Source organism: Streptomyces scabiei 87.22, assembly GCF_000091305.1.
Classification (GTDB): domain Bacteria; phylum Actinomycetota; class Actinomycetes; order Streptomycetales; family Streptomycetaceae; genus Streptomyces; species Streptomyces scabiei.
Genome location: NC_013929.1, coordinates 9,193,836 through 9,213,400, shown reverse-complemented (window position 1 = coordinate 9,213,400; position 19,565 = coordinate 9,193,836). Strand labels below are relative to the sequence as shown.

The following is a 19,565-nucleotide window of genomic DNA, read 5'->3' as shown; positions in this document are numbered from 1 at the left end:
TGTCCGCGAAGCGGCAGGTGGTCAGCGCGCGGCGCCGGACGCCCTGGGGCTCAGCCGGGCGCGGATGACACGGACGGCCGTCTCCGCGTTGTCCACGGTGATGGTGAACGTGTGGCCGTCCCACAGGCGCAGCACCACGGCCTCCCCCCGCCGTACGACGACGGCGGTGCCCTTCTCGGGCCGCCAGCGATAGCCCCAGCCGCCCCACTGGTGGGGAGTGACACAGGCCGCGAAGTCGGCGTCGGCGACCTGGGACAGGGGGATACGGCGACGGGGTACGCCGATGTGGCCGCACCGGACCTCCAGGCACTCGTCGTCGACCCGCACGGAGACATGGACGAACGCGAGGGTGCCGAAGAGGACGAGCAGTCCGGCCGCGATGCAGCCGACGACCGCCATGACGAGCGGGGCGGTACCGGACGTCCACGCCGAGTCGACCGCCAGTTCGATGCCCAGTGCCATGAACGCGGCACCGCCGAGCGCCAGCAGCCACTGACCGCGGTTGGTCGCGCGGCCGGTCCAGACCTCGGAGCCCGGGCCCGCAGGGGTACCCGTCTCGCCGTGGGGGTGGTCCCTCATGGCTTTGAGACTACTCAGATTCCGCAGCGCGGGCACCTGGTCGCGGAGCGTCACTGCTCCGGGTGGGCGGCCGGTACGGGCGCGGTCGTCCGGAGCAGGGCGCCCTCCGCGTAGGCCAGCGCCGGGGCGGGCAGCGGGCCCTCGCGGCCGCTGAGGATGACGGTCAGCGTCGCCCCGGTCCAGTCGGCCTCGGGCTTGGGCAGTTCCCCGATGCGGCGCAGCGCCTGGGCGGCCACGGCGCCGGCGGAACCGTGCAGCACGAGCGGCAGGCGGCCGGGCTGCTGGACAGCCGCCCGGATGCGCTCGGCGACCAGTTCGTAGTGGGTGCAGCCGAGGACGACGGTCGTCACGTCCGCGGGAGTGAGGGCGGCGGCCGCGGCGATCGCGGCGTCGATCGCCGCGTCGTCCGCGTGCTCCACCGCTTCGGCCAGACCCCAGCAGGGCACTTCGGTGACCGCGACGCCGCCGGCGAACTCCTCGATCAGGCCGCGCTGGTAGGGGCTGCCGGTGGTGGCGGGCGTGGCCCAGATGGTGAAGGGGCCGCCGCCGGACGCGGCGGGCTTGATCGCCGGGACGGTGCCGATGACCGGCAGACCGGGTTCGAGGAGGGCGCGCAGGGCGGGCAGGGCGTGCACGGACGCGGTGTTGCAGCCGACGATCAGGGCGTCCGGCGCATGGGCGGCCGCCGCCGTCGCGACGGCGAGGGCGCGCTCGGTGAGGTCCTGCGGCGTGCGCGGTCCCCAGGGCATGCCGTCGGGGTCGGAGGAGATCACCAGATCCGCGTCGGGCCGCAGCCGCCGTACCGCGGCGGCGGCGGGGAGCAGACCGATACCGGAATCCATGAGCGCGATCTTCACCCGGCCACGATAGACGATGGCCTCGGTACGGCCGCCGCCGTGGGGCAGACTGCGGACGTGAGCGCCATCGCGTGGACCTCCGCCGGATCACTCGCCGCCTGGTTGTGGCTGCTGCTCGGCCAGGGCTTCTTCTGGCGCACCGATGTGCGCCTGCCCCCGCGCCGGGATCCCGACGACTGGCCGGACGTGTGTGTCGTCGTCCCCGCCCGCGACGAGGCCGGGGTGCTACCGGAGAGCCTGCCGTCGCTGCTGGCGCAGGACTATCCCGGCCGGGCGGAGATCTTCCTGGTCGACGACGGCAGCTCGGACGGCACCGGTGACCTGGCCCGCGAGCTGGCCCGACGGCACGGCGGGCCGGCCCTGACGGTGTCCTCGCCGGGGGAACCGCCCCCGGGCTGGACGGGCAAGCTGTGGGCCGTACGGCACGGGATCGAGCTGGCACGCGCGCGGGGGCCCGAGTTCCTGCTGCTGACGGACGCGGACATCGCGCACCGGCCCGACAGTCTGCGGGCGCTGGTGGCGGCCGCGCGCACCGGCGGCTTCGACCTGGTCTCCCAGATGGCCCGGCTGCGTGCCGAGAGTCCGTGGGAGCGGCTCGTCGTGCCGGCCTTCGTCTACTTCTTCGCCCAGCTGTATCCGTTCCGGTGGATCCGCGTCCCGGGTGCGCGCACGGCGGCAGCGGCGGGTGGCTGTGTGCTGCTGCGCACCGAGGCCGCCGAGCGGGCGCGGATCCCGGAGGCGATCCGGCAGGCGGTCATCGACGACGTGGCCCTGGCGAGGGCCGTGAAGAGGAGCGGCGGCCGGATCTGGCTGGGGCTGGCGGAGCGGGTGGACAGCGTGCGCCCCTACCCCCGGCTGCGCGACCTGTGGGACATGGTCGCGCGCAGCGCCTACGCCCAGCTGCTGCACAGCCCGCTGCTGCTGGCGGGCACGGTCCTCGGCCTCACCCTGGTCTACCTCGTGCCGCCCGTCGCGCTCCTGGCGGGGCTGCTCGCCCGGGATCCGGCGGCGGCGTACCTGGGCGGCCTCGCCTGGCTGCTGATGACGGTGACGTACCTGCCGATGCTCCGCCACTACGAGCAGCCCCGGCGGCTCGCTCCGCTGCTGCCGTTCACGGCGTTCCTGTATCTGCTGATGACGGTGGACTCCGCCGTGCGGCACCACCGGGGGCGCGGTGCGGCCTGGAAGGGCCGCACCTACGCACGCCCGGAGCCGGTCCCCGAGGAGGGGTAGCGCGGTTACTTCCGTCCGGGGGTCCAGTTCATGCCCCACCCGTAGGCGTAGTCGACCGTACGCTGCGGGCTCACTCCGCGTTCGGGGACGAGGTAGCGGGCCTCGCGCTGGACGATGAGGTCGCTGCCCTGGTTGGTGATGAGGGCGAGTGCGCACACGGTGGAGGGGACGGTGCACTCGTCGAGGGAGAAGTCGATGGGCGCGCCGTGCTGCGGCTGGAGGGTGACCGTCGCGTGCAGGTCGGCGAAGGAGCGGGCGCCCTCGTAGATGGTGACGAAGATCAGGATGCGCCGGAAGTACTGCGTGTGGTCCAGGTTGACGGTGAGGTTCTCGCCGCTGCTGACGGCACCGGTGCGGTCGTCGCCGTCGAGGTGGATGAACGGCGGCTGGTGCAGGGAACCGAAGGCGTTGCCGAGCGCCTGGACGACTCCCTTGCTGCCGTCGGACAGTTCGAACAGGGCGCACAGGTCGAGGTCGAGGTCCGCGTGCATGGCGACGGCCCGGCCGAGCTTGCTGCCCCACCCCTTGAACTGCTTGTGCACCTCCCAGTTGAGGTTCACGCGCATCGCGCCGGAGGTGCCGCCCTGCTTGGTGAGGGAGACCGCCGGGGCCTCCTTGGTGAGCGTCACCTTGGTGAGGCGGACCGGCGCGGGGGGCGTCACGGGAGGGGCGGGGGGCGGGGGCGGGGCGTGTGTCACGGGCGGCGGCACGGTGACGGGAGGAGCGACGGGCGTGGGTGCCGTGGGCGCGTGCAGGGGGGCGGGCGCGGCGGCCGTCTGCTGGGGTTCGTCCACCGTGATGCCGAAGTCGGTGGCGAGGCCCTCCAGTCCGCTGCTGTAGCCCTGGCCGACGGCGCGGAACTTCCAGGCGCCCTGCCGGCGGTAGAACTCCCCGAGCACGAAGGCGGTCTCGGCCCCCGCGTCCGCGCTGTCGTAGCGGGCGATCTCGGTGCCCGCGCGTTCGTCGAGCACGCGGATGTGCAGGCCGGGCACCTGACCGAAGGTGCCGCCGTCGGCCGAGGCGGCCACGACCACGGTCTCGACGGCGGGCTCCACGCGCGCGAGGTCGACGACGAGCGACTCGGTCACCTGGCCGCCGGCGTCCCGTTTGCCCTCGTGCCGGACGGCGCCGGAGGAGTGCGCGGGCTGGTTGTAGAAGACGAAGTCGGCGTCCGAGCGCACCTTTCCGCCGACGAGCAGCAGCGCCGAGGCGTCCGTGTCGGGCACGCCCGGTCCGGAGCGCCGGCCCAGTTCCACGCGCAGCGCGGTCGTCGGCACCGCGGTGTTCGATCCTTTCGGCATTGACATGTCCGCCCCCATCAGAAGGTCATCCAGAAGGTCGTCGCCAGACCGCGTCCCACGCGGACCGTCGGATCCGGCCGGATCCGTTGTCGGCGCCAAACCTATTCCCCCGGGGCCCGGAACCCCCAGAACCCGTACCGAAAGATCGTGGCCGACCGCCGGTAACCCGCCGGGAACTCTGCCTTTACACGATCAGTACGCACTTTGCTGCCCTTTTTCGCCGACTTCGCTCGCATTGGGGGTCCGGCGTCACTGCCGACACGGAAAACAACCCTCTTATCGGTCTCCCCAACCAGCACATCGTGGGCTTAACTTATGTGCCATGACCTCCCCCCGCTCCACCTACGGCGGCGGTTACTACTCCGCCTCGTCCTTCGCGGACACCCCGATCTACGACTCTCTCGTCGCCGAGCGGGGAACCCCTCAGATCGCCCCGATCCGGGTACCCGCCCAGTACGACATCCCGAGCAGCAACCTGCCCGCGCTGCCGTCGGCGCTGCCCGCCCTGCCGTCGGCTCCGTCGCAGAACGCCTACGGCTATCCGCAGGCGCAGCAGCCTTCGCCGTTGCAGCAGGCCCCCAACGCGTACATCCCGCAGCAGGTCGCGGGCCCGCGCGGCTATCCGGGCGCCCAGCCGCAGCAGCAACGGCCCATGGCCGGGTACGAGGCCATGCGCCCGGCGGCTCCGCGTCCGGCCCCGTCGGCCCCCTACCAGCAGGATCCGTACAACGGCCAGCAGTACCGCGGGTACTGAGGCACTCGGCACAATTCGCGTGGGGTTGTCACGGTCTGCTGGCAGGATGACCCCATGGGGAATCCGTCGCTGCACTCGATCCACGTCCATCCGCTGAAGGCGGCCCGGGGATTCGCCCCCGACGAGGCCGTCGTGGAGCCCTGGGGGCTGGCGGGAGACCGTCGGTGGGTGCTGGTCGACGACTCGGGCAAGGTCATCACTCAACGTCCGCATCCGCGTATGGCGTTGGCCGCCGCCGGGCTGCTGCCCGGCGGCGGTCTTCTGCTGTCCGCGTCCGGCCGCGCGCCGCTGACCGTCCCCGTGCCCGGGCCCACCGGCACGGTCACGGTGGAGATCTGGCAGGACAAGGTGGAGGCGGTCCTCGCCGACGCCGCCGCGCACGCCTGGTTCAGCGACCACCTCGGCGCCTCCGTGCGCCTGGCGCACCTCGACGACCCGGCGACCCGTCGCCCGCTCGACCCCGAGTACGCCCGGCCGGGCGAGACCGTCAGCTTCGCCGACGGCTATCCCCTGCTGCTGACCACCCTCGCGTCGCTGGACGCGCTCAACGCGCTGGTCGCGCGGGGCGACCATCCCGAGGAGGGCCCGCTCCCCATGAGCCGCTTCCGGCCGAACGTGGTCGTCGACGGCACGGTCGCCTGGGCCGAGGACGACTGGCGGCGGGTCGCGATCGGCGAGGTGACCTTCCGGGTCGCGAAGATGTGCGGCCGGTGCGTGGTGACCACCACCGACCAGGAGACCGGCGAGCGCGGCCGTGAACCCCTGCGCACCCTCGCCCGCCACCGCCGGTTCGGCGACAAGCTGGCCTTCGGGCAGAACCTCGTACCGGAATCCGGCGGCACCGTGCGGATCGGTGATCCGGTGCGGATACTCGAATAGCGAGTCCGAACTCACCGCCGTACAAGCCTTCTTGAGGCGGCCGGTATGCGGCCCCGAAAGCGGCCCCCCGCGCGTCCCGGTGTGCGAACCCCCGTCTCCCGCTTGAAAATTCAATCTCCTACGATTCGGTTTCACGAGCTGGGAACACATGCTCAGGGTCAGGCCGTTGGGTGTTTGTGAGAAGTTCATGAGAAGGCCCGGTGGAAGAGTGACGTCGCTCTCTCTTCACCGGGACCGCCCGTGGACGGCTCCGCCCCGGGTTATCACGGACGCGGAAGGGGGTGTGATGCGATGCGGGCCATCGGTGGACTGCGGGCGATCCGCGGGCTGTGGCGCTGGCGGCACAATCCGCTGCGACGGACGACCGATCTGGTCGAGGCGTGGCTGGCGTTCGCCGCCCTGCTGCTGATCCTCGTCGCCGCGCCCCTCGTCGGCGCCGTCGCCGGCACCACCGCCCAGGGAGCCCTGCAGCAGTCCGTGCGCGACCAGCAGCAGAGCCGGCACCGGGTGACGGCCACCGTCGTCAAGAAGGTCGACGGCTCCCCGCTGGACCCCGATCCGGAGACCTCCACGACCCGCGGCCGGCAGAGCCGTGTGATCGCCGACTGGACCGGCCCGGACGGCACCGAACGCAGCGGCACGGTCCTGGCCGGTCTCAGGACCCCGAGACCCGGCGACCACTTCACGCTGTGGACGGACGGGCAGGGCCGCGCGGTCGGCCGCCCCCTGGACGCGGCCACCGCGACGACCCACGCGGTGCTGGCCGGATTCGGCTCCACCGTGCTCGCCGCGGGGCTCGTCGAGGGCGTCAGACGCCTGGTCGTCTGGCGCATGGTCCGCCGCCGGTACGCCCGCTGGGACCAGGCATGGGACAAGGCGGGGCCGGACTGGGGCAGGACGGGCACGGGCAGCTGACGGCCTTCCCACTCCGGTCAACTCCCCCTGCCCGCGCACGCTACGGTGGAGCGACCAGCCGAACTGTTCGGCATCGACCCGCGTTCCACGAGGTGGGGGCACAGCAACGCCATGGCACAGGGCACGGTCCAGGTGACGCACACCGGTACATCGCGGTGGCGGCGCCGCACGGGTGAGTACGCATCGCTCGCCGCAGCCCTGGAGGCCGCGAGCGACGGCGACGTGCTCGTCGTCGCTCCCGGCACGTACCGGGAGAACCTCGTCGTGCAGCGGGGGATCACGCTCCGCGGTCCGGAGGGCTCGCCCGGCTCGGTCCGCATCGCGCCCGCGGACGGGGTGCCGCTGACCGTGGCCGCCTCGGCCGTCGTCCAGGACCTGCACGTGGAGGGCCAGGACGCGGCGGCGCCCGCGCTGCTCGTCGAGGACGGCACACCCGAGCTGCTGGACCTGCGGATCGTCACCCGTTCCGCGGCCGGCATCGAGGTGCGCGGCGGCGCCCGGCCCACGGTCCGGCGGTGCACCGTGGACAACCCGGCGGGCATCGGCATCGCCGTGGTCGACGGCGGCGGCGGTGTGTTCGAGGAGTGCGAGATCGTGGCCGCCGGTCAGGCCGGTGTCGCGGTGCGCGGCGGCGGGCATCCCCGGCTGGAGCGCTGCCGGGTGCACCACACCTCGGGCTCGGGTCTGACGGTGACGGGGGAGAACTCCGCGCTGGAGGCGGTCGGTTGCGAGGTCTACGAGGTCCGCGGCAGCGGCGTGCAGATCACCAACCGGGCCACTGCCCATCTCACCGACTGCGATGTGCACCGGACGACGGCCGACGGGATCACTCTCGACACCGACGCCGTGCTCACCCTCGCGGACTGCCGGATCCATGACATCCCGGAGAACGCGGTGGACCTCCGCTCGCGCTCCGTCCTCACCCTGACGCGCACGTCGGTGCGGCAGTTCGGGCGCAACGGGCTGTCGGTGTGGGACCCCGGCACCCGCGTGGACGCCAACCAGTGCGAGATCTTCGACAGCACCGGCGACTACCCGGCCGTCTGGGTCAGCGACGGCGCGACGGCGGTGCTGGAGTCCTGCCGTGTGCACGATGTGCCGGACGCGCTGTTCGTGCTGGACCGGGGCTCACGCGCGGACGTCGTCGACAGCGACCTGTCGCAGGTGCGGAACACCGCGGTGTCGGTCAGCGACGGGGCGACCGCGCAGCTCGACGACTGCCGGATCCGGGACGCCGCCACGGGCGCCTGGTTCCGCGACCACGGCAGCGGCGGCACGCTCAACGGCTGCACCGTCGACGGCACCCAGACCGGCGTGATCGTCACCAAGGGTGCCGACCCGACCATCGAGCGCTGCACCGTCACCTCGCCCGCCGAGGCCGGCTTCTACGTCTCCGCGGGGGGTCGCGGCAGCTTCCTCAACTGCCGGGTGACCGGCAGCGGGGGCTACGGCTTCCACGTCATCGACGGCTGCCGGGCCACCCTGCGCAAGTGCCGTACGGAGCGCTGCGCGCGCGGCGGCTACGAGTTCGCGGAGGGCGGTTCCGGTGCCGCGGGCGGCGGTCCGGTGGTCGAGGACTGCACCAGCGACGAGAGCGCGGGAGTCCGGCCCCCGGCCCCGCAGGAGACGGTCACACAGACCACGGCCGCGTCGTCCGGTCTGCTGGGCTCGATCCCCGGGCAGCGCACCACCGAACAGCCGGTGACCGCCACCCCGGCCGCCGTGGAGCCCGAGACCCCGGCGCGGGCCTCCAAGGCCGTGCTCGGTGAACTCGACGCGCTGGTCGGCCTGGACAGCGTCAAGCGCGAGGTCCGCGCGCTCACCGACATGATCGAGGTGGGCCGCCGCCGTCAGCGGGCCGGCCTCAAGGCGGCCTCCGTCAAACGGCATCTGGTGTTCACGGGCTCCCCCGGCACCGGCAAGACCACGGTCGCCCGCCTCTACGGCGAGATCCTGGCCTCGCTCGACGTCCTGGAGAAGGGGCATCTCGTCGAGGTGTCCCGCGTGGACCTGGTCGGCGAGCACATCGGCTCCACGGCGATCCGCACCCAGGAGGCCTTCGAACGCGCCCGCGGCGGCGTGCTCTTCATCGACGAGGCGTACGCGCTGTCGCCGGAGGACTCGGGACGGGACTTCGGCAAGGAGGCCATCGACACCCTGGTGAAGCTGATGGAGGACCACCGGGACGCGGTGGTGGTGATCGTCGCGGGCTACACGGCCGAGATGGAGCGCTTCCTCACCGTCAACCCCGGCGTGGCGTCCCGTTTCTCCCGCACCATCACCTTCGACGACTACGTCCCCGACGAACTGCTGCGCATCGTGGAGCAGCAGGCGGAGGAGCACGAGTACCGGCTGGCGCCCGGCGCCGGCGAGGCCCTGCTGGACTACTTCACCGCGATCCCCAAGGGCCCGGCCTTCGGCAACGGCCGTACCGCGCGGCAGACGTTCGAGGCGATGGTGGAACGCCACGCGAGCCGGGTGGCGCAGGTCGACGAACCGGACAAGGACGACCTGACACTGCTCTACGCGGAGGACCTGCCGGAACTGCCGTAGTCCCTGTCACCAGCTGCCGTAGCCCCTGATCACTGGGGTGTGCCCCAGGGGGAGAGCCCCACCCCAGGGGTGCTGTCAGCCGGATGGGACCGGGGCGGTCCGGCCGACAGCATGGGCGCATGAAGATTCGCACCCGACGCGCTCTCGTCCTGGCCCTGTCCGTCTCGGCCGCCGCCACCACGCTGACCGCTCTTCCCGGCCCGGCGTCCGCCACGGCGGCCGCCTCCCCCGCCCTCGACTGGCGTTCCTGCGCCCGGCCCGGCGGGCCGGCCGGGCAGCAGTGCGCCGAGCTGACCGTTCCGGTCGACCACCGCTCCCCCGACGGGCCCCGGCTGACCCTCGCGGTCTCCCGGCTGCCCAGTGAGCGCCCCGAGGCCCGGCGCGGCACCCTGCTCGTGCTTCCCGGCGGGCCGGGCGGCTCCGGCACGGCGAAACTCACCCGGCAGGGCGAGGCGTTACGGCGGGAGACGGGAGCCGCGTACGACCTCGTGAGTTTCGATCCGCGCGGTGTGGGTGCCAGCACCCGCGCGTCCTGCGGACTTCCCGAGGCGGACCGCCAGTTGGTGACCCTGCGGCCCTGGCCCGCGCCGGACGGCGGCATCGCGGAGAACGTCGCCCGCTCCCGCCGTACCGCCGAGGCCTGCGCCCGCAACGGCGGTGCGGTGCTGCGCAGCTTCAGCACCGCCAACCAGGTGCGCGACATCGAACAGCTGCGGCAGGCCCTGGGCGAGAAGAAGCTGTCGGCGTACGGCGTCTCGTACGGGGCCTACGTCGGGGCCGTGTACGCGCAGCGGTACCCGGGGCGCGTCGACCGGCTGGTGCTCGACAGCAGCGGTGACCCCGACCCCCGCCGGGTCGAGCGGGGCTGGCTGGCGAACATGGCGCGGGGGGCCGAGGACCGGTTCCCGGACTTCGCCGCCTGGGCCGCCGACCCGGCCCGGGAGGCGGAGGGCCTGCGACTGGCCCGGCGTGCCGAGGACGTCCGGCCGCTGTTCCTCTCCGTGGCGGCGGAACTGGACCGCGTCCCGAAGGAGTCCACGACACCGGGCGTGCCGCTGACCGGCAACCGGCTGCGGCAGGTCATGCACAACGCCCTGTACGACGACGCGGCCTTCCCCCGGCTGGCCCGGCTGGTGCGCGCGGCCATGGCGCCGCGGGAGACCCCGGTGCTGCCGCCGGAGGTCGCCCTACCGCTGGGCGACGAGGACGCCTCGGGCACGACGGCGGTGATCTGCAACGACGTGCGCTGGCCGAGGTCGGTGGCCGGGTACGAGCGGGCGGTGGCCGCGAACCGGGCGCGCTACCCGCTCACCGCCGGGCTGCCCGTGAGCATTCCGCCGTGCGCCTTCTGGAAGGACGCGCCCGCCGACCGGCCCACCCGGATCACCGACCGGGGCCCCTCGAACATCCTCATGATCCAGAACCGGCGTGACCCCACGACCCCGCACGCCGGCGCGCTGCGGATGCGGCAGGCCCTCGGTGACCGGGCGCGGCTCGTCACGGTCGAGCGCGGCGGTCACGGCGTCTATCTCGGCACGGGCAACGCCTGCGGGGACCGGGCCGTGACCCGGTTCCTCACCACGGGCGAGCGACCCCTGCGGGACGTTGCCTGCCCCGACTAGTGCCGCGGCAGGCAACGTTTGCCCGTGAAGGAGCGGCGTCCGGTGCGTGCTCTCGGCGTGCCGGGCGCATGCCCTCGTACTGGATGTACTCGGGCTTGTGCCCGGTGCGGCGGTGGGGGCCCCTCCCGCTCGAGCGAAGCCGAGAGTGGGGGAGCGTGCCGGGCGACGCGACGGGGCGAACGTTGCCTGCCGCGGCACTAGGGAGTCCGCGGGCCCGGCAGTCCGGCGTCGAGGCGGTCGAGCAGGTGTCGCCGTTCCTCGACGAAGGCGGGGTCCGCCTGGTAGTCGGAGTGGCCGAGGATCGGGGCGGGCAGGGGGTGGGCGGCGGTACGGCCGTAGGCGAGCGGGTCGGTGAAGGGTTCGGCGTCGACCTGGGGCCCGTTCCCGCTCGTCAGCCGTACGGGGCCGCCTATGGGGTCGGTGCGGCGGTACAGGTTGCGCCAGCAGTCGATCTCGCGGTGCAGGGCGGCGAGCGGCTCGGGGCCGAAGTGGGCGGGGAACCAGCGCCCGTACAGCCGCTCCAGCGGGGATCCGTAGGTGAGGAGCGCGACCCGGCTGCGGACCGACGGGGTCAGCTGCCAGGCGGCGGCCGCCGCGAGGACACTGCCCTGGGAGTGCCCGGAGATGACGAGCCGGCCGCCCGTGGCACGCGTCCAGGTGGCCATGCGCCAGGTCAGGTCGGGTACGGCCCGTTCGGCATAGCAGGGCGGCGCGAACGGGTGGGCGGCTCGCGGCCAGAACGTGCCCACGTCCCAGAGGATGCCGATCGTGCGGCGCGCGGAGGCGTCCTTGTAGGCCCGGCGCCCCCAGGTGACGAACAGCAGGAAGCCCACGCCGATCAGCCAGGACCCCAGCGCCTGTGCGGCCTCGGCGGCGCCCGCGACGAAGGCGGACGAGCCGAGCGCCGCCCGCGCCGGTGTCTCCCGCGTCACCAGGGCACCGGTCAGGGCGGCCGCGCCGAGCAGCAGGGTCACGGTGGAGATCACGCCGACGAGGCGGGGCGCCCGGTCGGTGAGCGCGGCCATGGCCCGGGTGCGAGCGATCCGGCGGGTGCGGCCGTCGTCCCGGGACTCGTGCTCCTCGCCGGGGCACTCCTCGTGGGGTCGCTCCCGCGTCAGGCCGTACTCCCGTTCGACGGTCACCGTCTCCGACCGCCGCAGGGCCAGGGTGCGGCGCGCGAGCCAGCCGAGGAGGCCGAGGACGACCAGGAGGAAGGGCGGGATGACGGATGCCTGCCAGGTGAGCAGGACGGGGGGACCGGGCAGGGCGTCGTCCGTGCCGCCCAGCCAGTCGGCGACGCGCTGGGCGACGCCGGCGGACATCACGCCGCCGAGGGCGCAGGCAAGCATCGCGACGGCGGGACCGGCCAGTCCGTACAGGGCGGTGCGCGGCTCGGGCCGGGAGCGGTACAGCAGACGGGCGACCACGCCGAGCGCGAGGACCAGCACACCCTGGGCCAGGGTGATCCCGCCGAAGGTCAGGTCCCCCGGCAGGCGTCCCGCCGACCGCCAGCCGGGGCGCGACCACCCGGCGTACAGCAGGGCGAGGACGAGCACGGCGAGCGCGCAGGACGGCAGGCTGCGTACCAGGTGGGCGTCCAGGTGCTGGTCGAGGCGCCCTTCGCTGCGGCCACGGCGGCACACCACCCACACCACGACGACGGCGAGCACGACCAGGGCCGCGTTCAGCAGCGAGCCCAGCAGTTCCAGGACGGCCGGGCCGCCCGCCCGGCGGTCATGACGGGCGGCGGCCGTGCCGACGGTCGCCGCCACGGTCAGGAAGCCGGCCGCCACATGGGCGGCGCGCAGCCTGGCCACGAGCCGGCGCCCGTACCAGAAGCCGGGCCGGCCGAGGGCGACGCGTGCGGTGTCCTCGGCGTCGGGGGCGGCGCGCGGCGCCCCCTCGTCCTCGGCGTGGGTGTCGTCCTCGGAGCGGGTGTCGCCGCGTTCCATGGGGCGCTGGGACTCGTACGCGCTCCAGGTGCGGTGGGAGAGGTACCACAGCAGGCCGGTCAGGGCGCTGGGCACCAGGGCGGCCAGGGCGAGACGGCGGCCGGGCAGGCTCCACCAGCCGTCGTCGGAGACGGCCGGGGAGAGAAATCCGAGCCAGGTGTGCGCCCGCGCGCAGTCGCGTGCGCCCGCGCACTGCCAGGCGGTCAGGTCGAGCGCGACCTCGCAGGCGGCCGCGACGAGCAGCACGGTGAGGGTCAGGCCGGTCAGCCGGACCAGCAGGCCGTAGAGGCGTACGGTCCGGCGGCGGTCGCGGGCGCCGGGCCGCATCCAGTGGGCGAGGTTGACGACCATGAACGGCAGCAGTAACAGCCACAGCGCGCGGGAGCCGTTGCCGGAGGTGAGGTTGCACCAGACGTAGGCCTCGGGGACGGGTCCGCCCCGGCGGTCGGCGGGGCGCTCCTCCGCGTCGGCGTCGTCGGCGCGACGGAACACGGCGGCCGTGTCGTCGCCGGTGATCCGGACGGTGCGGGGGTCGTCGAGCATGCGGTCGGGGCTGGTGCCGCCGACGCCGTGGACGAGGAGTTCGAGGGCGGGCCCCTCCGGCTCCGTGCGGCCGGATTCCGGGCGCTGCTCCGCCGCGGCGCGTTCCCGGTGTTCCCCGGGTTCCGTATGTGCCGTATGTTCCCTCGCACGATCCACTGTTCCGCTTCCCCCGTGACGCGCCGCAAGTCAGGTGATGTGCAGGCACTGATGATCGCCGCTGAGGGCGCCTCGTACACCTGTGGTCACCGAATCTCCTCGATCCGTGTGATAGTGACGGGCGCGGAGAACGGTGGGTGACGTGCGGGTGACGTCACGGGCAAGGGCCTTGCCCGTGACGGGGCGTGCGAATATGGGACGTCCTCGGGACCGGGGACGGGGGAATGTCCTCGTCAAAGGGGGTAGGGAAGGCGTGTCGGGCGTGATGGGGCGAGAGGACCGGAGCGGGCGTGAGTGAGAACCAGAACCTCCTCGCGGAGCAGCGCCGAGCCCTGATCCTCGACGAGGTGCGACGGCGGGGCGGGGTCCGGGTCAACGAGCTGACCCGCAGACTCGGGGTGTCGGACATGACGGTGCGCCGCGATCTGGACGCGCTCGCCCGCCAGGGCGCGGTGGAGAAGGTGCACGGCGGCGCGGTGCCGGTGGCCGAGGCGAGCACGCACGAGCCCGGTTTCGAGGCGAAGTCCGGGCTGGAGCTGAACGCCAAGGAGGACATCGCGCGTGCTGCCGCGGAGCTGGTCGCTCCGGGGTCGGCGATCGCCCTGTCGGGCGGTACGACGACGTACGCGCTGGCGCACCGGCTCGTGGACGTGCCGGACCTGACCGTGGTCACCAATTCGGTGCGGGTCGCCGACGTCTTCCACGCGGCCCAGCGCACGACGGGCCCCCGGCAGGGAGCGGCGACCGTGGTGCTCACCGGCGGGGTGCGCACGCCCTCCGACTCCCTGGTGGGGCCGGTGGCGGACCAGGCGATCGCGGCGCTCCACTTCGACGTGCTGTTCCTCGGGGTGCACGGCATATCCGTCGAGGCGGGTCTGTCCACGCCGAACCTGGCGGAGGCCGAGACCAACCGGCGGCTGGTGCAGTCGGCGCGGCGGGTCGTGGTGGTGGCCGACCACACCAAGTGGGGGACGGTGGGCCTGAGTTCGTTCGCGGCACTGGAGCAGGTCGACACGCTGGTGACCGATGCGGGGCTGGCCGCGCAGGCGCGGGCCGAGATCGCGGAGCATCTGCGGCGGCTGGTGGTGGCCGGGGAGGACTTCGACGACGGCGTGGACGACTGAGCGCCGTCGAGCGGCGAGGACTGCCTGTGGCTGCGGGGTGTCCGTGGCCGGTCGTGCCCCCGCGGCGGGGCCGCTGACCGGAACGGCCCCGCACCCCTGACGGGGCGCGGCCGGACCCGGCGCCGGGGTGGCGCTCTCAGGCCGTCCACTCGCCCGACGCCAGCAGCGTCTCGATCGCCGTCGTGTACGGGGCGATGTCCAGGCCCTGTTCCGCCAGCCACGCGTCGGAGTAGTACTTGTCGAGGTAGCGGTCGCCCGGGTCGCAGAGCAGGGTCACCACACTGCCCTGACGGCCCTCCGCCACCATCTCGGCGGCGATCTTGAGGGCGCTCCACAGGCCCGTGCCCGTCGAACCGCCGGCCTTGCGGCCGATGGCCTGCTCCAGGGCGCGTACCGCGGCGACGCTGGCGGCGTCGGGGACCTTCATCATGCGGTCGACGGCGCCGGGGACGAAGCTGGGCTCCATGCGGGGCCGGCCGATGCCCTCGATGCGGGAGCCGCAGTCGCAGGTGACGTCGGGGTCGCCGGTCGTCCAGCCCTCGAAGAAACAGGAGTTCTCGGGGTCGGCGACGCAGATCCGGGTGTCGTACTGCATGTAGTGCACGTACCGGGCGATGGTCGCGGAGGTGCCGCCGGTGCCGGCGGTGGCGACGATCCAGGCGGGCTCGGGGAAGCGCTCCAACTGGAGCTGGCGGAAGACGGATTCGGCGATGTTGTTGTTGCCGCGCCAGTCCGTGGCGCGCTCGGCGTAGGTGAACTGGTCCATGTAGTGGCCGCCGGTCTCCCCCGCGAGGCGGGCCGACTCCTCGTACATCTTCCGCGAGTCGTCCACGAAGTGGCAGCGTCCGCCGTGGAACTCGATCAGGCGGATCTTCTCGGCGCTGGTCGTGCGGGGCATGACGGCGATGAAGGGGACGCCGATCAGTTTGGCGAAGTACGCCTCCGAGACGGCCGTGGAGCCGCTGGACGCCTCGATGACGGGGCGGCCCGGCCGGATCCAGCCGTTGCACAGGCCGTAGAGGAAGAGGGAGCGGGCGAGGCGGTGCTTGAGGCTGCCGGTGGGGTGGGTGGACTCGTCCTTGAGATACAGGTCGATGCCCCAGGTCTCGGGCAGCGGGAAGCGCAGCAGATGGGTGTCGGCGGAGCGGTTGGCGTCGGCCTGCACCTTGCGCACGGCTTCTTTGAGCCAGCCGCGGTACCCGGCGTCGGTGTGATCGACATCAAGGGTCGCGCCCGGACGAGTGGGGTGGGGGGTGCTCACGACGTGCTCCTCACGGTGCGCCGACGGCGGATCGCGGCGTCGGACACACCGATGATAAACACCTTCCACACGCTTCTCACCTGCATAAACATGCCTTTGAGCACCTCAAAGGCACTCCTGTGGCAGGGACGCGCGGGGCGCATGGGGGGCGCATGCCGCGCATGCGCCGGAACCCCGCCCCCGGTCCACCGTGCGCACTGGTGCTCGACCCGCAGGACGTGCAGACTTCACCGCACGGGCCGAGTCGACGCCACCGGGGCCGTTCAGGGGGAGGCGGCCTCGGGCACACTGGAGCACGGTCCGCGAAGGATCACACGACACGGGACAGTCGACGCGCGCTAGGGGGCGGGATACATGGCCGAGCCGGAGTTCAGGGCCACGGGCGTCCGGATCGGGAAGAGGCTGCGGCAGCTCACCCGGGCGGGGCAGGTCCGGATCGAGGACGGCCGGCTGCAGTTGCTGACCAGCTACGGCAGCGAGATCGACAGCGCCCCGGTGCAGGCGGTGCGCGCCTCGAAGCCCTGGTTCGCCAACGAGGACCGGGCGCTGGCCGACGTCAACGGCACCCGTTACACGCTCACGCTGAATGAGCACGACCCGGCTCCGGGAAAGCCCGGTCCGCCCTCGGCGCGCCGGTTCATAGAGGCGGTGCGCAGGGCCGCCGGGCGGGGCTGACGAAGCGGGTCGCCGAGCCGCGAGTTGCGGGACCGGTCCCCTTGCGTCACTCTGGTCTCACGTCACTCTGGGTTTACCGGCGATAACGCTGCGAACCAGCCGCCGGCCACGTCAGCGGGCGGCGGCCGTGCGCAGCCACCCCACGAGCAGGCGGCAGCCCCGGCTTCCGTCACCAGGCGGCAGTCATCGGCGGCCGCACCACAGCAGGCGGCGTTTTTCGCCCAGCCACCTCGCTGGATCCGTACTCCGATCTTCTTCCGGACTCAACTTCGGGGAGTCGCAGCCGTGATCAGCCAGCAAAGCAGGCACTGCACGGTGGAGCTCCAAGCCCTGCCGTCGCGGATCGGACAGGTCCGCAGAATCGTATCTGCGCAATTGCGCTACTGGCATCTGGATCCGTTGATAGAGCGGGCCGCACTCGGGGTGACCGAGCTGCTGTCCAACGTCCACCGGCACGCGGAGCCGGACAAGATGTGCACCGTGGAGATGGAGTTGCTCCTCGGCCGACTCACGGTCTCGGTGCGCGACAACGATCCCCGTCTCCCCGTCGTCCAGGACGCGGAGCCCTTCGCCACCTGCGGCCGCGGTCTCGCGATGGTCGCCGCGGTGAGCGAGAGCTGGGGCGTGCGGCCGCACGCCGAGTCGGGGAAGGTCGTGTGGTTCACGCTGCCGGCGTCCTCCGCGGCCGTGCCGAAGATCTCGCCGTACGACGCCGGGCTGACGGTCGAGGCCGCCCAGCCGTGCGACCTCGGACAGCCCTACGACACCGGACGCAGGCCCGCCGCGCGCGGGCGCAGGTCCGAACACGCTCCCGCCCGGTCGGCCGTCGCAGGCTGACCGGGCGGTGACCATCCCTCGGTGGGCCGAGGCGGGTCCGCACGCCCGCGACCGGTCGCGGGTGGACCGTGCCGTACGGAGCGGTGCTCACGACGGCCACGGGCAGGGGTCGGCCGCGGGTGAGAACCCGCCCGTGGCAGGATCGTGGGGCTCGCCGTCCCTCCGTCCGGCGGTTCCCGCGGCAGCCCGATCCGAGAAGAGGCCCACCCATGGCGCTGGAGATGCGCGACCGCTGCGAGCGCTGCGCGACGACCGTGCTGCCCGCCGACGCCCCGGCCCGCATCTGCTCGTACGAGTGCACGTTCTGCGTGCCGTGTGGCGAGGCCCTGCGCGAGATCTGCCCCAACTGCGGCGGGGAGCTGGTGGCCAGGCCCCGGCGCCGGACGGACGCCTGACACCACGGGACCGCTTCTGCGTGGTGGAGTGGGGGCGCCGTACCCGTCGGCGGCGTGGAGTCGGCGGGTTGTGTCACCATCGTCCTGTCCGTCACCGCCCTCGCCGGGGTACCGGGTGAGGGCGACCGATGGGGAGCAGACGGAGGAACACACGGCGTGCGGCACGACCAAGGACCTCATACGCCGATACGCACGGCGACGCGGACACGGCCGCTCCCCGGACCCGCGGAGCGGCCCGGGGCCCAGGCCCGGCAGCGGTCCCGGGCGCACGCGACCCCGGAACGCCGCATCCCGGGCCAGATCGCCGCGTTCGCCGTGGTCGGGGTGGTCAACACAGCGGTCTACTACGGCCTTTACCTGCTGTTCCTCCACTGGATGCCCTACCTGGGCGCGCATGTTCTCGCCTTCGCCCTGAGCATGACGGGCTCGTTCTTCCTGAACGCGAGGTTCACCTACCGCACCCGCCCGACCCTGCGGAAGTTCCTGCTCTTCCCGCTGACGAACGCCACCAACTTCCTGCTGACGACGACGGGTGTCTACGTGATCGTCGACGTCCTGCACGCGGGCAACCGGTTCGCTCCCCTGCTCGCGTCGGGGGCGGCCGTCCCGGTGACGTTCGTGGTCTCCCGTTCGATCATGCTGCGGGGTACGGGCACCCGCTGAGCGGCGTCAGACCAACGCGCCCAGCGGATCGTCGAGCACCGGCTGCCACGCCAACTCGGCCGCGCCGACCAGGCTGTTGTGGTCCAGCGTGCAGGCGAGGATCGGAGGCACCCCGCTCTGCCGTCCCCACAGGCTGCGGTCGGCGACGACGGCACGCAGCCGGCCGGGGTCGGCGTCGAGCAGGGCGCGGTGCATGCCGCCGAGGATGATGCGGTCGGGGTTGAGGATGTTGACCAGGCCCGCGATGCCCAGGCCAAGGCGGTCGATGATGGCCTCGGCGGCCGTGCGGACCCCCGGGTCGGCGTACTGGGTGCGGATCAGGTCGTTGGCCTGCTGCAGCAGGGAGCCCTCGGGGCCGGGGTCGCGGCCGACGGCCGTGAGCAGGGCCCGCGGATCGGCCTCGACGTCGAGGCAGCCGCGGCTGCCGCAGTGGCAGGGGCGGCCCTCGGGGTTGACGGTGAGGTGTCCGACTTCGAGGGCGAGGCCCGAACTGCCCGTGTGCAGACGGCCGTCGAGGACGAGCGCACCGCCGACGCCCCGGTGCCCGGTCGCCACGCACAGCAGTTCCCGGGAGCCCCGTCCGGCGCCGTGCCGGTGCTCGGCGAGGGCGGCGAGGTTGACGTCGTTCGCCGCGAAGGCGGGCCCCTCGATGCCGGCCGCGCGGACCCGTTCGGCGAAGATCTCCCGGACGGGCGCCCCCGCCGGCCAGGCCAGGTGCAGCGGGTTCAGCGCCAGTCCCGCCGGTTCGGCGACCGCGGACGGTACGGCGAGCCCCGCGCCCACGCACCGCCGGCCCGTCTCGCGCAGCAGCACGGCGCCCGCGTCGACGACCGAGCCGAGCACCTTCGCCGGATCGGCGTCGACGATCTCACAGGCGGGCGCGGTGGTGACGATCCGTCCGCCCAGGCCGACCAGGGCGACCCGCCAGCCGTCGGCGTGGATCTGGGCGGCGAGGGCGACGGGCCCCTCCTCGGCGACCTCCAGACGGTGCGAGGGTCTGCCCTGCGAACCGGCGGCCGCGCCCGGGTGCGCGTCGACGCGGATCAGACCGAGCGCCTCCAGTTCGGCGGCGACGGCACCCGCCGTGGCCCGGGTGACCCCCAGTTCGGCGGTGAGCACGGCCCGGGTGGGCGCCCGCCCGGTGTGCACCAGCTCCAGTGCCGGACCGAGCGCGCCCCTCCCCCGGTCCAGCCGCGTACGTGTCGTCGGTGTCCCTTCGCCCGCCGCCTTGGGGGCCGCCTTGCCGTCCATGAGGGGGAGTCTCCC

17 protein-coding genes are annotated in these 19,565 nt (G+C 73.3%); 11 read left to right on the top strand and 6 right to left on the bottom strand.

Going from position 1 to position 19,565, the window contains the following annotated elements; translation table 11 throughout:
• Positions 1-21: 21 nt before the first annotated feature.
• Both SCAB_RS39740 and SCAB_RS39735 read right to left on the bottom strand, forming a co-directional pair.
• The gene (locus SCAB_RS39740; RefSeq protein ID WP_037726506.1) at positions 22-579 is read right to left on the bottom strand and encodes a hypothetical protein; all 558 of its coding nucleotides are present in this window, start codon (positions 577-579) and stop codon (positions 22-24) included.
• 50 nt (positions 580-629) lie between these two features.
• A complete protein-coding gene (locus SCAB_RS39735) occupies positions 630-1,436 on the bottom strand; it encodes a glutamate racemase (protein ID WP_013005700.1) in 807 nt (268 codons plus the stop codon).
• 57 nt (positions 1,437-1,493) lie between these two features.
• Between SCAB_RS39735 and SCAB_RS39730 the strand changes: the two genes are divergently transcribed.
• Positions 1,494-2,669, top strand: a complete 1,176-nt coding sequence (locus SCAB_RS39730) for a glycosyltransferase (RefSeq protein WP_013005699.1) — start codon at positions 1,494-1,496, stop codon at positions 2,667-2,669.
• Between the two features lie 5 nt (positions 2,670-2,674).
• On the opposite strand, the gene SCAB_RS39725 is transcribed toward SCAB_RS39730, so the two are convergent.
• Positions 2,675-3,976: a TerD family protein gene (locus SCAB_RS39725; protein WP_013005698.1), complete on the bottom strand. Its 1,302-nt coding sequence runs from the start codon at positions 3,974-3,976 to the stop codon at positions 2,675-2,677.
• Positions 3,977-4,292: 316 nt separating this feature from the next.
• Here SCAB_RS39725 and SCAB_RS39720 point away from each other — a divergent pair, with 316 nt between their 5' ends.
• The 5 genes from SCAB_RS39720 to SCAB_RS39700 all read left to right on the top strand — a co-directional run bounded on the left by SCAB_RS39720 (position 4,293) and on the right by SCAB_RS39700 (position 10,693).
• Positions 4,293-4,724: a DUF6643 family protein gene (locus tag SCAB_RS39720; protein WP_013005697.1), complete on the top strand. Its 432-nt coding sequence runs from the start codon at positions 4,293-4,295 to the stop codon at positions 4,722-4,724.
• Positions 4,725-4,778: 54 nt separating this feature from the next.
• A complete protein-coding gene (locus tag SCAB_RS39715; RefSeq protein WP_013005696.1) occupies positions 4,779-5,603 on the top strand; it encodes an MOSC domain-containing protein in 825 nt (274 codons plus the stop codon).
• A gap of 291 nt (positions 5,604-5,894) precedes the next feature.
• Complete coding sequence (locus SCAB_RS39710) at positions 5,895-6,518, top strand: Rv1733c family protein (RefSeq protein WP_013005695.1); 624 nt, start codon at positions 5,895-5,897, stop codon at positions 6,516-6,518.
• A gap of 111 nt (positions 6,519-6,629) precedes the next feature.
• A complete protein-coding gene (locus SCAB_RS39705; RefSeq protein WP_041670148.1) occupies positions 6,630-9,071 on the top strand; it encodes a right-handed parallel beta-helix repeat-containing protein in 2,442 nt (813 codons plus the stop codon).
• 119 nt (positions 9,072-9,190) lie between these two features.
• Entirely contained in the window at positions 9,191-10,693 is a 1,503-nt protein-coding gene (locus tag SCAB_RS39700) for an alpha/beta hydrolase (RefSeq protein ID WP_013005693.1), read from the top strand.
• A 197-nt stretch (positions 10,694-10,890) separates the two neighbouring features.
• Here SCAB_RS39700 and SCAB_RS39695 read toward each other — a convergent pair whose 3' ends face one another.
• A complete protein-coding gene (locus SCAB_RS39695) occupies positions 10,891-13,344 on the bottom strand; it encodes a hypothetical protein (protein ID WP_013005692.1) in 2,454 nt (817 codons plus the stop codon).
• A 290-nt stretch (positions 13,345-13,634) separates the two neighbouring features.
• Between SCAB_RS39695 and SCAB_RS39690 the strand changes: the two genes are divergently transcribed.
• Positions 13,635-14,468, top strand: coding sequence for a DeoR/GlpR family DNA-binding transcription regulator (locus tag SCAB_RS39690; RefSeq protein WP_013005690.1), 834 nt, complete (start codon positions 13,635-13,637; stop codon positions 14,466-14,468).
• 136 nt (positions 14,469-14,604) lie between these two features.
• On the opposite strand, the gene cds1 is transcribed toward SCAB_RS39690, so the two are convergent.
• Positions 14,605-15,729 (bottom strand): L-cysteine desulfhydrase Cds1, encoded by a 1,125-nt coding sequence (cds1, locus tag SCAB_RS39685; protein WP_041670146.1) that lies wholly within the window; start codon positions 15,727-15,729, stop codon positions 14,605-14,607.
• Positions 15,730-16,083: 354 nt separating this feature from the next.
• Here cds1 and SCAB_RS39680 point away from each other — a divergent pair, with 354 nt between their 5' ends.
• From SCAB_RS39680 to SCAB_RS39665, 4 genes are all read left to right on the top strand, one after another.
• A complete protein-coding gene (locus SCAB_RS39680; RefSeq protein WP_005474746.1) occupies positions 16,084-16,404 on the top strand; it encodes a hypothetical protein in 321 nt (106 codons plus the stop codon).
• A 285-nt stretch (positions 16,405-16,689) separates the two neighbouring features.
• Entirely contained in the window at positions 16,690-17,241 is a 552-nt protein-coding gene (locus SCAB_RS39675) for an ATP-binding protein (protein WP_173402948.1), read from the top strand.
• A 209-nt stretch (positions 17,242-17,450) separates the two neighbouring features.
• Positions 17,451-17,636, top strand: coding sequence for a DUF1272 domain-containing protein (locus SCAB_RS39670; RefSeq protein ID WP_013005687.1), 186 nt, complete (start codon positions 17,451-17,453; stop codon positions 17,634-17,636).
• A gap of 300 nt (positions 17,637-17,936) precedes the next feature.
• Positions 17,937-18,299, top strand: coding sequence for a GtrA family protein (locus tag SCAB_RS39665; protein ID WP_046774107.1), 363 nt, complete (start codon positions 17,937-17,939; stop codon positions 18,297-18,299).
• A gap of 6 nt (positions 18,300-18,305) precedes the next feature.
• Here SCAB_RS39665 and SCAB_RS39660 read toward each other — a convergent pair whose 3' ends face one another.
• Complete coding sequence (locus SCAB_RS39660) at positions 18,306-19,550, bottom strand: ROK family protein (protein ID WP_013005685.1); 1,245 nt, start codon at positions 19,548-19,550, stop codon at positions 18,306-18,308.
• Positions 19,551-19,565 lie beyond the last annotated feature (15 nt).

Bases quoted from the DNA above. Each gene is read 5' to 3' on its own strand.
- SCAB_RS39740 (WP_037726506.1), bottom strand. From the start codon at position 579: ATGAGGGACCACCCCCACGGCGAGACGGGTACCCCTGCGGGCCCGGGC.
- SCAB_RS39725 (WP_013005698.1), bottom strand. From the start codon at position 3,976: ATGTCAATGCCGAAAGGATCGAACACCGCGGTGCCGACGACCGCGCTG.
- SCAB_RS39720 (WP_013005697.1), top strand. From the start codon at position 4,293: ATGACCTCCCCCCGCTCCACCTACGGCGGCGGTTACTACTCCGCCTCG.
- SCAB_RS39715 (WP_013005696.1), top strand. From the start codon at position 4,779: ATGGGGAATCCGTCGCTGCACTCGATCCACGTCCATCCGCTGAAGGCG.
- SCAB_RS39710 (WP_013005695.1), top strand. From the start codon at position 5,895: ATGCGGGCCATCGGTGGACTGCGGGCGATCCGCGGGCTGTGGCGCTGG.
- SCAB_RS39705 (WP_041670148.1), top strand. From the start codon at position 6,630: ATGGCACAGGGCACGGTCCAGGTGACGCACACCGGTACATCGCGGTGG.
- SCAB_RS39700 (WP_013005693.1), top strand. From the start codon at position 9,191: ATGAAGATTCGCACCCGACGCGCTCTCGTCCTGGCCCTGTCCGTCTCG.
- SCAB_RS39680 (WP_005474746.1), top strand. From the start codon at position 16,084: ATGGCCGAGCCGGAGTTCAGGGCCACGGGCGTCCGGATCGGGAAGAGG.
- SCAB_RS39670 (WP_013005687.1), top strand. From the start codon at position 17,451: ATGGCGCTGGAGATGCGCGACCGCTGCGAGCGCTGCGCGACGACCGTG.
- SCAB_RS39660 (WP_013005685.1), bottom strand. From the start codon at position 19,550: ATGGACGGCAAGGCGGCCCCCAAGGCGGCGGGCGAAGGGACACCGACG.